Source organism: Halovivax ruber XH-70, from assembly GCF_000328525.1.
Classification (GTDB): Archaea; Halobacteriota; Halobacteria; order Halobacteriales; family Natrialbaceae; genus Halovivax; species Halovivax ruber.
In genome coordinates, this window is the sequence record NC_019964.1 from 1,815,107 (window position 1) to 1,828,509 (window position 13,403).

General features: G+C 63.7%; 13 protein-coding genes and 1 pseudogene. 7 read left to right on the forward strand and 7 right to left on the reverse strand.

What is annotated here, in order from left to right; translation table 11 throughout:
• Nucleotides 1-52 precede the first annotated feature (52 nt).
• The 5 genes and pseudogenes from HALRU_RS08605 to HALRU_RS08625 form a co-directional block, all read right to left on the reverse strand.
• Nucleotides 53-560 (reverse strand): annotated as a pseudogene (locus tag HALRU_RS08605) (Rpp14/Pop5 family protein).
• Nucleotides 557-1,180 carry a class I SAM-dependent methyltransferase gene (locus HALRU_RS08610; protein WP_015301007.1) on the reverse strand — a complete coding sequence of 208 codons (624 nt, stop codon included), beginning with the start codon at nt 1,178-1,180 and terminating at the stop codon, nt 557-559. The pseudogene HALRU_RS08605 and the gene HALRU_RS08610 overlap by 4 nt, the downstream one beginning before the upstream one ends.
• Nucleotides 1,164-1,850, reverse strand: a complete 687-nt coding sequence (locus HALRU_RS08615) for an RNase P subunit p30 family protein (protein ID WP_148680480.1) — start codon at nt 1,848-1,850, stop codon at nt 1,164-1,166. Before HALRU_RS08615 ends, HALRU_RS08610 begins: the two co-directional genes overlap by 17 nt.
• Before the next feature lie 204 nt (nt 1,851-2,054).
• Nucleotides 2,055-2,873 (reverse strand): transcriptional regulator TbsP, encoded by an 819-nt coding sequence (gene tbsP / locus HALRU_RS08620; protein ID WP_015301009.1) that lies wholly within the window; start codon nt 2,871-2,873, stop codon nt 2,055-2,057.
• 513 nt (nt 2,874-3,386) lie between these two features.
• On the reverse strand, nt 3,387-5,549 hold the full coding sequence (locus tag HALRU_RS08625) for a hypothetical protein (RefSeq protein ID WP_015301011.1): 2,163 nt from the start codon (nt 5,547-5,549) through the stop codon (nt 3,387-3,389).
• A 153-nt stretch (nt 5,550-5,702) separates the two neighbouring features.
• Here HALRU_RS08625 and glyA point away from each other — a divergent pair, with 153 nt between their 5' ends.
• Nucleotides 5,703-6,950, forward strand: a complete 1,248-nt coding sequence (gene glyA, locus HALRU_RS08630) for a serine hydroxymethyltransferase (protein WP_015301012.1) — start codon at nt 5,703-5,705, stop codon at nt 6,948-6,950.
• A 92-nt stretch (nt 6,951-7,042) separates the two neighbouring features.
• Here the strand turns inward: glyA and HALRU_RS08635 are convergent, their stop codons facing one another.
• The gene (locus HALRU_RS08635; protein WP_015301013.1) at nt 7,043-7,492 is read right to left on the reverse strand and encodes a hypothetical protein; all 450 of its coding nucleotides are present in this window, start codon (nt 7,490-7,492) and stop codon (nt 7,043-7,045) included.
• A 183-nt stretch (nt 7,493-7,675) separates the two neighbouring features.
• Between HALRU_RS08635 and folD the strand changes: the two genes are divergently transcribed.
• Nucleotides 7,676-8,569 carry a bifunctional methylenetetrahydrofolate dehydrogenase/methenyltetrahydrofolate cyclohydrolase FolD gene (gene folD, locus HALRU_RS08640; protein WP_015301014.1) on the forward strand — a complete coding sequence of 298 codons (894 nt, stop codon included), beginning with the start codon at nt 7,676-7,678 and terminating at the stop codon, nt 8,567-8,569.
• 162 nt (nt 8,570-8,731) lie between these two features.
• Entirely contained in the window at nt 8,732-9,349 is a 618-nt protein-coding gene (locus HALRU_RS08645; RefSeq protein ID WP_015301015.1) for a VOC family protein, read from the forward strand.
• A gap of 15 nt (nt 9,350-9,364) precedes the next feature.
• Here the strand turns inward: HALRU_RS08645 and HALRU_RS08650 are convergent, their stop codons facing one another.
• Nucleotides 9,365-10,087, reverse strand: a complete 723-nt coding sequence (locus HALRU_RS08650) for a DUF7117 family protein (RefSeq protein ID WP_015301016.1) — start codon at nt 10,085-10,087, stop codon at nt 9,365-9,367.
• A gap of 164 nt (nt 10,088-10,251) precedes the next feature.
• Between HALRU_RS08650 and HALRU_RS08655 the strand changes: the two genes are divergently transcribed.
• From HALRU_RS08655 to HALRU_RS08665, 4 genes are all read left to right on the forward strand, one after another.
• Nucleotides 10,252-10,656: a DUF7528 family protein gene (locus HALRU_RS08655; RefSeq protein ID WP_015301017.1), complete on the forward strand. Its 405-nt coding sequence runs from the start codon at nt 10,252-10,254 to the stop codon at nt 10,654-10,656.
• Between the two features lie 92 nt (nt 10,657-10,748).
• Complete coding sequence (locus HALRU_RS15700; RefSeq protein ID WP_015301018.1) at nt 10,749-10,895, forward strand: hypothetical protein; 147 nt, start codon at nt 10,749-10,751, stop codon at nt 10,893-10,895.
• Between the two features lie 668 nt (nt 10,896-11,563).
• Entirely contained in the window at nt 11,564-11,854 is a 291-nt protein-coding gene (locus tag HALRU_RS08660; protein ID WP_007704648.1) for a PadR family transcriptional regulator, read from the forward strand.
• Between the two features lie 146 nt (nt 11,855-12,000).
• Entirely contained in the window at nt 12,001-13,368 is a 1,368-nt protein-coding gene (locus tag HALRU_RS08665) for an aminotransferase class III-fold pyridoxal phosphate-dependent enzyme (protein WP_015301019.1), read from the forward strand.
• Nucleotides 13,369-13,403 lie beyond the last annotated feature (35 nt).

The following is a 13,403-nucleotide window of genomic DNA, read 5'->3' on the forward strand; positions in this document are numbered from 1 at the left end:
ACACGACGTTTCTCTCGGTAAACCGTTGCCCATCGCGTCCTAAATAGTTTTCTTACCAGGGTGACGTCGCCGCGGACGACACCGCCGCACCGGCGAGTGATCGACATCGATCCCGTCGCCACACGTCGGAAAACAGGACCGTTCTCGGCTCGGGTCGGTCACGCCAGTTCGAGGAACGAATTCCGGGCGGCTCGAATCGTCCCGCTGACGCCCCTGACGTGGACGCCGACGGGGACGTCGTCGATACTGTCGATACAGGCCAGTGCCGCTCTGGCCGGGTCCGTCTCACCACGCCTGACGCGAACCAGCGCTTCGCCGAACTCGCCTTTGGCCCCTGTCTCCTCGGTCGAACCAGAGGTTCCCCCGTCGGAACCACCGAACTCGAACGCGACGACCGTGAGATCGGCGGCGGCGCTCCCCGGATCGCCGAGTAAGTTCTGCGCGGCGTACCAGCACTCGCGCTGGAAACTTCGGCGTGCAACCGATTCACCGGGTGGCGTTTCCAGGCCGACGGACAGGTAGCGCCAACGTGGTCGGAGGTGTTTGGGAAGGTGCTTCATGCAACGGTCTCGTCGGACCATGGGCGTTCGGCGACGAGGACGCCGACCTGGTCGTGAACCCGTTCGGCGGCCGTCACCACGAACCCGACGTCCGTCAGGACGTCGACGAGGTGGCCGACGGTCGCCGGATCGTCGACTTCGGGCGCGTAGAACGGTTCCTCCGGGTCCGGCTCGCCGAAGAACATCACGTCACCGAGAACGAATCGATCGGGATCGGACGCCGCGATCCGTTCGATCGCCTCGCGCTTTTCGGCGTCGTTCAGGTGGTGCATCGCAAAGTTCGAGACGACGATCGACGCCGGCCCCTCGTAGGCCGGGTCACGGAAGGTGCCGTGACCGAACGACGTGTTCTCGATCCCGGCGTCGGCAGCTTTCGATCGAGCTTCGTCCATCATCCCCTCGCTAACGTCTCGTCCGACGACACGTTTCGCCTCCCCCGCGAGCGCCAGTGCGATCGCTCCCGTTCCGGTGCCGAGGTCGAGAACGACGTCGTCGGACGAGGGGGCAGCGTGTTCGACGACGAGGTCGGCACAGGCGCGGTACTCGGGCGTCTTCGAGTCGTCGTACTCGCCGGCTACCTCGTCGAATCTGGCGGCGTGTTCGTCAACGGTCCGTTTCATATCGACCCCGTTCGACCCCCGGCTCAATGAAAGACTCGGACCGGACGTGACGATTTCGCGACGCGAGTCGGCCCCACTCGGCAAGCCCCTCACTGACCCACCCACTGGGAAGACCGAGTTGTTCCCCGACGGCACACAGCTCCCGTGGCGCTCGAAGCTCCAGGTGAGAAGACGCCCCGGCACTCACCACGTACGGGGCGTCGTAGTACTCGACGAGTTCGTAGAGCTTGCGAAGCGACTGGATCGCCCTGACGCGCCGCCCGCCGGTGCGTCGAAGGATACCACCGAGATTGCACTCCAGTCGGACACCGTTCGTCGCCGCCGCCTTCGCCATCACGTGATTGACGTCACCATCCCGACTCATTGGTCGGGTGAGCACGTCGACCTTCTCGGCTTCGACGGCGAACCGGTTCATCTCCGGCGACCCACCCTCGAGGAGCACGAGCGTGTGATCCGATCGGGCGTTACCGACGGCACCACTGGCCGCCTGCGGGTCAGCAGTCCGAATCGTCGTCGCGTCGACGGCGTCGATCGCCCGATCGTCGAGTGCACCCTCCGGCAGCGAGTCCGCGTTCCGGACGACGACCCCGTCGTATTCGAACGTCGCCGCACGATCGACGACGAGATCGAACGACGCGCCGTCGGAGTCGATCGTGACGGCTTCGTACATGATCCGATCGAGGTGGGCCGGTAACTTGGGGATTGCGTTCGCCCCGACGTCACCAATCACGTACCGGTGGCTCGACGTTCACGTTATCTGATCCGAAGAAAACGATCGATTCGCGGCGATCGCGCGATCGTGGCTGCGCACGCGAGTGGAACACTCGCGGACGGGCACTGGAATACCCGATTCGTGGGGTGCCTGCGTTCGGTTCTACGTGAGCATGCTCTGGGCGACCGTCGCCAGCTGCCCGTTGTCGGCTTCGGCGAGGCGGTCGTCGCCGATCTTGAGGCGCAGGCGTGGGCGACCGACGTCGATCGGAACCTTCTCCGTGTCGATTAGACCCATGTCCTCGAGCTTCGTCTTCGTGCGGCTGAACGTCGCCTTCGAGGCGATGCCGACGTCCTCGCCCCACTTGCTGATGTCGTAGAGCAGCGCTTCGTTTCGCGCCGCGACGAGCAGCGAGATCGTCACTTCGTCGAGGCCGTCGCCGTCGCCGCGGGCCGTCTCGAGCGAGTCGAGGATCGAACTGAAGTCTTCCTCGGCCTCGGGACTGATCTCGTCCGAGAGCGTCTCTCGGACGCGCGTGATCGGCGGCGTGCGGAGGTTGAAGTCCTCGGCGTCGTCCCAGCGGTCGGCGTAGGTCTCGGTCGTCGCCGCGACGAACTCGTCGTCGTTCGAGACGAGCCCACCGACGCGGTCGGCGGCGTGGACGATCGCGATGACGGCGTCTTCTGTCACGAGAAGCGAGTTTTCAGGTGTCTCCTCGAGCGTTCGGAGCGCGAGGGCGTCCTCGTCGATGAGGTCCGCCGCGTTACTCGCGACGATGAAGTCGTCCATGACGTCCTTCAGCGTCCGCTCGTCGGCGAGCATGTGGACCATCGGGAGGTCACCGTCGTACTCCGTAGCGACCGAGACGAAATCCTCGATCGCGTCCCACGACGGGTTGACCATGTAGACGTCTCCACTAGTTTCTGACAGTACCGTTTCGACGATATCGTCAATCTGACGATTCAGTAAATTCGAATCCATGCCTATTGAGAAGTAAGCGGCCCGTGAGTACTTAATTTTGATGGCCCCTCTCAGGCGGTAAGTTTCACACGAGCCCCAATGAAACGTCCTCGACCGTTGAATTCTGTGATGGCATCTGGAATCAGAGGTAGAAATTAGATGGTAGATGGCCTGATACGGGTAACGAACCCACGTTCTCAGTACAAGTCAAAAATACATACTGTAACGATGAAGACATCTTCAGGTATCTTTAAATAACTAACGGCCAAACAGCCGAATCCCTATGGGTGGCACTCACAGTCCTTGCCACGAACGGCGAATTACGTCCCCGACGACCGTGTTCACCGCTGAACGCGGTGACCGACTCCGAAAACTGCCGCGACTGTCCCGGTGGCTGACGGACGACGCCCTCGATTCACTGCTAGCAATTTCGATGAAACGCGTCAGTTCCTACGGCGGCCCGTAACATCCTCGACGGCCCGAAGGCCGAGGGAACCTTCTCCCTCTACCCTCGAACTCACCACAGCCGCCGACTTACGGAGACCGCTCGTCGGTCGAGAGCTGTCGGGCCAGTCCCTGTGACCAGTACAGGTCTCCGTCGTATATCACGGGCGCGGCCGATTCTGCGAGAAACGTCGCGACCGTCGGTCGATCGAGGATGAAATCGGTCTGATTCCCACAGAGCGACGCGTACTCGTTGTCGTCGACGTGGGGAACGTAGTACGAGCCGGTCACGTGCGTCGCGTAGCACTCGAGGGTGACGTGGTACTGTCCATCGGCGAGCGATTCGAGCGTGATCGTGGTCGGCGTTCGGTGCTCACCCTGTGTGAGCGTGTGTGTGCCGTCGCCGACGACCGCGTAATCTTTCCCCATCATGATCCGCCGTCGTGCGAGGGCGAGTGCTCGTTCGATACTGAAGCCGTTGACGAGCAGTTTGGCGAACATCGAGCCAACCTTCACGGCGTGGTCGTTCAGCACCTGTCTGAACGTGACCGCTCCAGCGACGCTCCCGCGCTCGAGGAGGGTTCGCCCCTCGTAATACGAGCCGCAGGCGTTCAGGAAGAACGTCTCGACCGAACACTGGTCCAGGCTCGCCGCCGAGAAATACCCGTCCGAACACCGGAGCCCGTCGTCTTCACAGTGCCCGATGTAGTGGACGAAGTCCGTCGACGACTCGAAAATATCCGTCAGCGTCGACACTGTACAGCCCTCGCGGACGGTGACGTCGATCGCGAGATCCTCGGATCGGTCGCGGTAGATGTCAGCGACGTCGGCGTGTTCTCCCTCCATAGAGGGATCGTTCAGGACGACACAGATACTCGTTCGTTCCGCCGGTTCGTCGAGGTACTCGAGTCGGTTGTAGTACGCCTCCGGCGCCGATTTGAAGACGTCGATCGGAACGCCGTCGGCGAGCCAGCCGTGAACGCTTCCCGTCCGTAACTCGGGTTTGACGATATCGACAGAAGCGACTTCGCCGGCCCCCGACCGCGTCTCTCTCCTCTCCAGCCCCACCGTGTCGAACCGTCCCTCGCCGTTATCAAGCTGCGCCACGCCAGTCTCTGACCGCTCAGTGCTACGGCCGCGGTAAAAATCGTCGAGCGACCGCTCGACCAATTCCGTCCCTTCGAGTTCGGTCGTCCGTGGCTGATAGCACAGGCTCATGCGGTCCAGCAAGAACGGTAAGACGTTCAGCAGTTCGGGATCGGGGTCGACGTACATCGACAGATGCCACTCCGGCAGGCGATGCTCGATCGCCTCGTAGGGCACGCGAAGATACGCCGCGAGTCGTTCTGCAGGCGAGGCATCGTACAGTTCCGTCGCGTCGAGATCCAGGACGTCGAGCAGTCGAGCCTCGGTGAGGAGCGTGCCGTACGGGCCGGCGTTGCGAACGAGACAATCGAGGAAGAACACCTTCCGGAGCAAGCGTTCCACCTCGCGTTCGAAGGCAGGGAACGGCGAAAACGACGCCTCGATCCCCGCATCGGGAATCCGCAACACCGGTTGGTCGATCGGGGCCGTCTCGACCGTCGCCTGGAGGTAGTACGACAGCGGCGCGACGACGAACAGCCACTCGTATGCGGGCGGAACCCGAATCTCGATTCCCGTCTCCTTTCGGCGAGAGCTGACCTGATCCGGGATCTCGAGTTCGTCACCGACCGAGAGTAACGGCGGGTGACCGCGAAGCGTCGGATAGGATCGATCCGGACCCGTAGTCTTGAGCGAGGTCGATAGATACGAAAGCGCCGTTGCGAGGGCGTCCGGTGATTCGGGAACGGTGATCGTCCCGATCGGAAACTCCTGGCGACTCCGGAAGCCCAGGAGGACCCGACGGCGGTCCGGGAACGAGATAACGACCGACTCGAAGTCGTCGGTTCGGCCGATTCGCACTCGACCGGTCGCTCTCACGTAGGTCTTGATCTCCGTGTCGACGTCGATCACGTACTCGCCGGCGGGGAGCGACAGTGCCTCACCAGTCGGGTGCAGTTCGTGCTGCGTTCCCGTTCCGAGTGACCGGGCGTAGACGACGGCGTGCGGGAAGCGCAGCTCCGTCGCCGTCCCCGAGAGTACCTCGTCCACCGGGCGAGAGATATCCGCATCGGACCGCGCGACGTCAAGCAGGTCCCCGGAGACGAGAAGTTCGGTCGTATCAGAGTCCACAACCCGAAGGTGGTCACCCCCCACCTCCCACTCGATCATTCGGCTTAGCGAATGCGCACGAAGCTAATTAGTTGTATCGGACGAAGTTCAGACAGATAACACGTTCCACGGGACGCATAGGTGGGTACTCACACCAGTCCGTTCGATGACGAGAGAGGTACACTTATGGCCTGGCCGGGCCGCCTATCGCGTATGGACCACGAGGCTGTCCGGGCCGTCGATCCGGCCGTGGCGGACGCACTGGAGGCAGAAGTCGAACGCCAGCGGAACTCGCTGCAGATGATCGCCAGCGAGAACCACGTCAGCGAGGCGGTACTCGGCGCGCAGGGAAGCGCCCTGACGAACAAGTACGCCGAAGGCTACCCAGGGGCACGCTACTACGGTGGCTGTGAACACGCAGACACCGTCGAGAACCTCGCCATCGAGCGGGCGAAAGAGCTCTTCGGCGCCGAGCACGTCAACGTCCAGCCCCACTCGGGGACACAGGCCAACCAGGCCGTCTACTACGCCATGCTGGACCCCGGCGACAAGATCCTCTCACTCGATCTGAATCACGGCGGGCACCTGAGCCACGGTCACCCGGCGAACTTCACCGGTCAGCTCTACGAGGTCGAACAGTACGAGGTCGATGCGGAGACGGGCTACATCGATTACGACGGGCTCGCCGAGCAGGCCGAGGCGTTCGAGCCCGACATCATCGTCTCGGGGTACTCCGCGTACCCGCGCGAGATCGAGTGGGAGACGATCCAGTCCGTCGCCGACACGGTCGACGCCTTGCACCTGGCCGACATCGCCCACATCACGGGCCTCGTCGCCGCAGGGGTCCACGACTCGCCCGTCGGTGTCGCCGACTTCGTCACCGGGAGCACCCACAAGACGATCCGGGCGGGCCGGGGCGGCATCGTCATGACGAGCGAGGCGTACGCCGACGACATCGATTCGGCGGTCTTCCCCGGCGGTCAGGGCGGTCCGCTCATGCACAACGTCGCGGGGAAAGCCGTCGGGTTCGGCGAGGCGCTCGAACCCGCGTTCGAGGAGTACGCCGCCCAGACGGTAGCGAACGCGAACGCACTCGGGGAGACGCTCGTCGACCACGGCTTCTCGCTCGTCTCGGGCGGCACCGACAACCACCTCGTCCTCGTCGACCTGCGAGAGTCCCACCCCGACACCTCCGGTGGCGACGCCGAGGACGCACTGGAAGCCGCGGACATCGTCCTCAACGCCAACACGGTCCCCGACGAGACGCGCAGCCCGTTCGATCCGAGCGGGATCCGTGCCGGCACGCCGGCGCTGACGACGCGTGGCTTCGACGAAGACGACGTCCGACTCGTCGGTGAGTTGATCGCGCGCGTCGTCGATGCGCCCGAAGACGAGACCGTCCGCGAGTCTGTCCGTGAAGACGTCGCCGACCTCTGTGCGGCAAACCCGCTCTACGAGTAGCGACTGGCTGCAATCGACCCTTCGTCGCAGACGGCGTTTCTTCTCACGATTTCGAGAACAGATCGACCGGTTCGTCTTCGGACACGGGTATGTCACTCGACGTCGGCCGACGTCTCTTCCGCCGTGGGCCCTCCATCTTCGTTCAGGCTTGCTGTCGCGTCGCCGTCGTCCGAGTCGAGAGCGTCGAGAATGGCGTCGGTCGTCTCCCTGAGTTCCACGGCGAGGGTTGCGTCGACCGAAACCAGCACGCCGGCAGTCTCGGAGGTCGCCACGTTCATCTCAGTCGCACCATCGAACACCCGGTAGGTACATCGGAGTTCGTCATGCACGAACAGCGACTCCTGCGTGGGCCGATCCATCGCCTCCAGGCGTAGCGTCCGGAACACCCGACCGTGGTCCTCCGCGTCGTACAGCGACTCGACGTCGTCGCGCATGTAGCGGATCTCGATCCCGTCTTCGCCGTAGGCGGCGACACTTCGGAGTCCGTCGCCGAACCGGTCTGTCACGACGGCATACAGTTCGTCCACCCGACGATCGCTCATAGCGAAGGGTACGGGCGGAGCACCGTAAACCTAGACGTCGGCGGTAACCGTTGCCGATCATGATAGGCGACTGGTAGGGATCGTCCGGCACTGGGCCGGCGATCGACTCCGTCTGCGATCGTCGAGTGCCGCTCCCGAACACAAAGCCGAGGCTTCTTTACGGTCGCCTGCGGCGGTTCCAGTATGGCCGAACACATCGACGGGAACGCGGTCGCCGCGGAGATCCGGAGCGAACTGGAAGGCGCGATCGAAACGCTGGCCGACGCGGGCGCTCGCCCGGGACTTGCAACGGTACTGATGGGAGACGATCCCGCGAGCCAGACCTACGTGAACATGAAGCAACGCGACTGCGAGGAGGTCGGTATCGAGGGTCACCACATCGACGTCGACGGCGACGCCGATCCGGAGACGCTCTACGAGACGATCGACTCGCTGAACGCCGACGACGACGTCCACGGCTACCTTGTGCAGGATCCCGTTCCGGACCACGTCGACTATCGCGAAGTGATCCGCCGGATCGCACCCGAAAAGGACGTCGACGGCTTCCACCCGGAGAACGTCGGCCGACTCGTCGCCGGCGACGCCCGATTCCGGCCCTGTACGCCCCACGGTGTCCAGAAGTTGCTCGAGGCGTCCGACGTCGAGACCGAGGGCGCCGACGTGACGATCGTCGGCCGATCGCGCATCGTGGGCAAGCCGCTTGCCAACCTCCTCGTACAGAAAGCAGACGACGGCAACGCGACCGTGACGGTCTGTCACTCCCGGACCGAGGACCTCGCGGCGAAGACACGCCAGGCCGACATCCTCGTGGCGGCCGTCGGCGTTCCCAACATGATCGACGAATCGATGGTGAGCGACGGAACCGTCGTAATCGACGTCGGGATCAACCGCGTGGACGCCGACACCGAGAAGGGCTACGAACTGGTCGGCGACGTCGACTTCGATGCCGTCGAACCGAAGGCGAGCAAGATCACGCCCGTCCCCGGCGGCGTCGGTCCGATGACCCGCGCGATGTTGCTCTACAACACCGTCAAGGCGGCCAGCATTCAGGAAGGCGTCGAGGTCGACCTGCCCTAGCTCGGCCACGTTCGCCCGAGCAAGCGTACTGACAGCTTCTTCATTCTTCGCCCGAACAACCGGCCGGACTGATACCTCGTTCTGTGGACCGGAAGCAAGTTTCGCCACCCGGACAGTGCCGCGAGACACAGCTATTTCCCGTCGAAGAGCCACTAGTCACCCATGAGCGACGAATCCATTCCCGTGAGCGCGGACCGACCTGACAGCCCGATGCGGACCACCGGGACCGACCACGTCACCATCTGGGGGTCGAACGCCGAGGACACGATCGCGTTCTACCGCGACGTACTCGGGATGCGCCTCGTGCTTCGCCAGCCGAACCTCGACGATCCCTCACAGACCCACCTGTTCTTCGACACCGGCGATGGGCGAATCGTCACCTTCTTCGTCGGCGACCGGCCGTCGAACCCGAACCCACAGCGCGGCGGCGTCGGCTCCGTCCACCACCTCGCCTTTCGCTTCGCCCCGGAACGGTTCGAAGAGGTCATGGAAGCCCTCGACGAGGGGGGGCGGGGCTACAACGTCTTCGATCGCGGCATCTTCCAGTCACTGTACACGCACGACCAGGACGGGCTCGTGATCGAACTCACGACGGACAAGTACGACATCCCCGACGACGAGCGCGCGGAGGTCCTCGCGACGACCCAGCGCATCCGTGAGGAAGATGGCGCCGAGTACGCGAAAGACGAACACATGCGGGCGGCGCTCGACGAACTCGGGATCGACGCCGAGGCCCACGACCTGCCCGACGCGGCGAGCGGTGTCGGCGGGATCGACTGAGCAAAAAAAGGAGACTCAGTCGCGGTAATCCAGGTCGTCCAGCTGGGCGACGATCTCGGCTGCATCAGTTTTCCCCTCACCCCGAAGTGCGTCGCCGAGCGATCGGGTGGCCGACAGGATGGTGCCTGCAGTCACGGGATCGACGTCGCCGTCGAGCCCGTCGAGTCGCGTCGCGTGGTCGCCTAGCGCTTCGATCGCTGTCGTCGTCTCCGAATCGAGCGAGCGGTCAGCAGCCCAGTCGGTGATGGCCCGTCGATAGTCCGTGACAGCACGGGCGACCGCGATTCCTCGGGCCGCTCGCAGCGAGGGCGGCACGTCGGCTGCGGGCGGTCGCGTTCCGTCGTCGGCGTCTCGCAACAGGCTGAGAACGTACAGTTGCTCGTCGTCCCCCAGCGAGCGGTGCCCGACGAGCAAGCCGTGAACGGATCGCAACTCGAGGGCCGCGACGTAGGTTTCGTCCAGGGGGCGCAGGTCGCCACCGGCGATGAACCCGCGGCGGGCGACGTACGTTCGGCACCGATCCGTCGCGTCCCCGACGACGTCGACGAGCGGTCGATCGTTCACGTCCGCCCGGACGTCGGTGAGGTCTAGCGTGACGGCCGCGTCCGTGTGCTCGCGGCGGTCGCCAGAACCCACACTACGGAGACTGCCACAGCCGGGACACGAGACCGAGCCCGTCTCGAAGTACGACCAGCGCGTCCCACACTCGGTGCACTCGCGCTCGCCCCGTACCTTCATACGCGACGGTTCACTCGCCAGACGCAAATGCGCATCGACAGTGGCCCGAGGGGAACGCTTACGTGGGTCCGAGAAAAATCCTCACGCGATGACACGGAGTACCCACGCTCCTGATCGAGAAATTCGCCGGTGATGGAATCGCCGTTCGACGAACCAGGTCGTCGATGATCGTCGACGATCGGTCTTCCACGCTGGAGGTTCGCGTCACCGGCTCTGTCTTCGAACTGTCCGAGTCGACAGCCAGAGCACTCTACCGGGCGCTCGACGACGCACTGCCGAACGAGCACGAATTCTGCAAAACGATCGGGATCCATCGCGACGATGGCCGATACGTCGTCGAACGCCGCGGCGCGACCTCGAGTGGCCACAGAAAGGTGTTCGACTCGTTCGATGCATTGGGTGACCGTTACGCGTCACTCCCGAAGACGATTACTGCCAGTGACCTCGACGGACCGGGACTGTCAGGCAGTCGGCGACACGCCGTTCTCTGGCACCTGATCGAACACCCCGCGTTCGACTGTGAACTCGATCGCAAGCAGCCGCTTACCGCGGTAAAGCGCGACGTGTAGCGATCAACGAACTGGCACACGCTGGCCGTTTTGGGTCCGACTCGACACAGCGGACAGGTTGAAGGCCACGCACCCGGGACTACCCTGTGTCTATGCGAGACGAATCCGAAATCCGCGACCAGTACGACTTCCTGACCGAAGAACTGGAGAGCGAGGAGATGCGTCACGAGGGCGTCAAGCAGATGTTCACGTACTACAAGCGAGCACTCGGCTGGGTCCTCGAAGAGGAACACATGTGACGAGGGTGAGCCAGTGGACCCAGCCGAGTGCCCGCTTGCGGCGGTTCGTCGGCTGCACAGGAGCGAGACATCGATCGGACGCGTATTGTCAGTTAAAGACGGAATGAACGCGGAGCCCGAACCAGAACTCGCCGGTGCATTGAGCTGCACGTCTCGTCGAGGTGCTCGCCGTCCGGTCCTGACCCGTCACACTGGGGCAATCCCGACGATGGTCACCATCTCGAACTGTTCGGACCTGCGGAACGCGTGTCGATACATTTAAGTACGAAGGTACGCTGGATTCAGCTGACGCTTCGCTTGGAGGGCCGAAGCGTCAGCGGGGACCAATTCAGGGCGGCAAGCGCGCTCGCGACCCTTTTCAGGTCGCGAGTGTCGCTTTCCTGTTTCGAGACAAGTAAGCGAGCGACAGCGCTCGGTGTGCCGTGCTTGGACCGCCGAACGACGGATCGTCTCGTGTGAGCGACGCTGACGGGACGATTTCAGTCGCGGTGGGAGCAGCCGTTACCGTCTATCAGTAACCGACGTTACAGCCGCCAGACGAATGGTTGTGAAAGTGTGGGGGTCCTACGCACTGAACAGCTGCCGCGAGACGAAAAGTTTCGACCATTGGGAACGGTAACTCGGAATATTTATAAAATTCCGAGAATAAGGACCGGTAGTACTTACCCATGTACGACCTGACTGGATTCCAGCGCGACCTGCTCTACGTCATCGCGGGGAAAGACGAACCGCACGGGCTCGCGATCAAAGAAGAACTCGAAGCCTACTACGAGAAGGAGATCCACCACGGTCGACTGTACCCGAATCTCGACACGCTCGTCGATAAAGGGCTCGTCGAAAAAGGGAAACGAGACCGCCGGACGAACTTCTATACACTGACACGTCGTGGCAAGCGGGAACTCGATGCCAGAGCGGAGTGGGAGAGCCAGTACGTCGCCCACTCGTCCCCCGTGCAGTAACGGCAGGTCCGTCTCCCCGCCGTTACAGTACCGGTAGTTCCGTCTATTCCCCGGCCTACACCACCGTTGCCGCTCCTCGGATCTCAGGCTGTACGGGTCCACGCGCACAACGAATATTTTTTAGCGTGGTCGCTCCCAGCGGTTACATGGACCGAGATACTGTCGAGCCGTCGGTCGAGACGATGCCCGGCCCACGGGCCGAGAAGTGGGCAGACTACCACCACCAGTTCTCCGCGCCGAGTACGTACGTCTACGACTTCGTCTGGGACACGTCGGCCCCCGCGACGGGGCCGTTCTGTACGGACGTCGACGGGAACGTCCTGCTCGATTTCACCAGTCACGTCGCCGCCGCCCCACTCGGGTACAACAACCCGACCCTCCGCAAGAAACTCGACGAATTCGACCTGCCCGACCCGACCAAGATTGCCGGACAGGACTTCTACGTCAGCAGCGACTGGCCGCCGGAAGACAGCGACCAGCCCGGCCCGACGGAACTCATGGATCGGCTCACCGACCTGACGAGCCACTACGACATGGACACCGTCTTCCTCTCGAACTCCGGCGCGGAGGCGGTCGAGAACGCCATCAAGATCTGTTACACCCGCGGCGGCCACCGCGGTGTGACGACCGAGGGGGCCTTCCACGGGCGGACACTGGGCGCGCTCTCGCTCAACCGCTCGAAGACGGTCCAGCGAAAGGGCTATCCCGAAATTCCGGGCGTCATCTCGATCCCGTACCCGTCGACCGACGAGGCGTACGAACAGCGCTGGCAGACCGACGGCCCTGGCGGCAACGTACTCGCCGACAAACTCCACCCCAAACAGGGCGTCATCGACGCCGACGAACTCGCCTACGTCATCTTAGAGCCAGTCCAGGGAGAGGGCGGCTACCGGCCCGCCCACCCCGAGTTCGCTCGCGACCTGCAGGCGCTGCGCGAGCGCTACGACGTCGCCGTCATCGCCGACGAGATCCAGTCGGGCATGGGTCGAACCGGCAAGATGTGGGGCGTCGACCACCTCGATCTCACGCCCGACGTGATCACCAGCGCGAAGGGACTGCGCGTCGGTGCGACGATCTCCCGGTCTGACGTCTTCCCCGAAGAGACCGGCCGCATCTCCTCGACCTGGGGCGCGGGCGACCTGCTCGCGAGCTTCCAGGGGGCGCTCACGATCGACATCATCCAGGAACAGAACCTCCTCGAGAACGTCCAGGCTCGTGGCCGACAGCTCCGCGAGACGGTCGTCGACGCGAACCTTCCCGGTGTCACGGACGTGCGTGGTCCGGGCCTCATGATCGGCGTCGAGTTCGACGAGAAAGAACGCCGCGAAGCCGTCGTGAAGGCCGCACTCGAACGCGGACTGCTCACGCTCGGCTGTGGTCACCGGACCGTCAGACTCCTCCCGCCACTCGACGTCACCGAGCGCGAGATCGACATCGCCGCCGACCTGTTCGAAGCAGCCGCCGAAGCCGCCGATCGCAGCGTCACTCCCGCGGCGACCGACGGCGGACAGTAAGTACGGAGAGCCGGTCTAGACTTTTCGTTCGTGGG

Coding starts and splice junctions, on each gene's coding strand:
- HALRU_RS08660 (WP_007704648.1), top strand. CDS start 11,564: ATGTACGACCTGACTGGATTCCAGCGCGACCTGCTCTACGTCATCGCG.
- HALRU_RS08625 (WP_015301011.1), bottom strand. CDS start 5,549: ATGATCGAGTGGGAGGTGGGGGGTGACCACCTTCGGGTTGTGGACTCT.
- tbsP (WP_015301009.1), bottom strand. CDS start 2,873: ATGGATTCGAATTTACTGAATCGTCAGATTGACGATATCGTCGAAACG.
- HALRU_RS08645 (WP_015301015.1), top strand. CDS start 8,732: ATGAGCGACGAATCCATTCCCGTGAGCGCGGACCGACCTGACAGCCCG.
- HALRU_RS08665 (WP_015301019.1), top strand. CDS start 12,001: ATGGACCGAGATACTGTCGAGCCGTCGGTCGAGACGATGCCCGGCCCA.
- HALRU_RS15700 (WP_015301018.1), top strand. CDS start 10,749: ATGCGAGACGAATCCGAAATCCGCGACCAGTACGACTTCCTGACCGAA.
- HALRU_RS08650 (WP_015301016.1), bottom strand. CDS start 10,087: ATGAAGGTACGGGGCGAGCGCGAGTGCACCGAGTGTGGGACGCGCTGG.
- HALRU_RS08635 (WP_015301013.1), bottom strand. CDS start 7,492: ATGAGCGATCGTCGGGTGGACGAACTGTATGCCGTCGTGACAGACCGG.
- folD (WP_015301014.1), top strand. CDS start 7,676: ATGGCCGAACACATCGACGGGAACGCGGTCGCCGCGGAGATCCGGAGC.
- HALRU_RS08655 (WP_015301017.1), top strand. CDS start 10,252: ATGATCGTCGACGATCGGTCTTCCACGCTGGAGGTTCGCGTCACCGGC.
- HALRU_RS08610 (WP_015301007.1), bottom strand. CDS start 1,180: ATGAAACGGACCGTTGACGAACACGCCGCCAGATTCGACGAGGTAGCC.
- glyA (WP_015301012.1), top strand. CDS start 5,703: ATGGACCACGAGGCTGTCCGGGCCGTCGATCCGGCCGTGGCGGACGCA.
- HALRU_RS08615 (WP_148680480.1), bottom strand. CDS start 1,850: ATGTACGAAGCCGTCACGATCGACTCCGACGGCGCGTCGTTCGATCTC.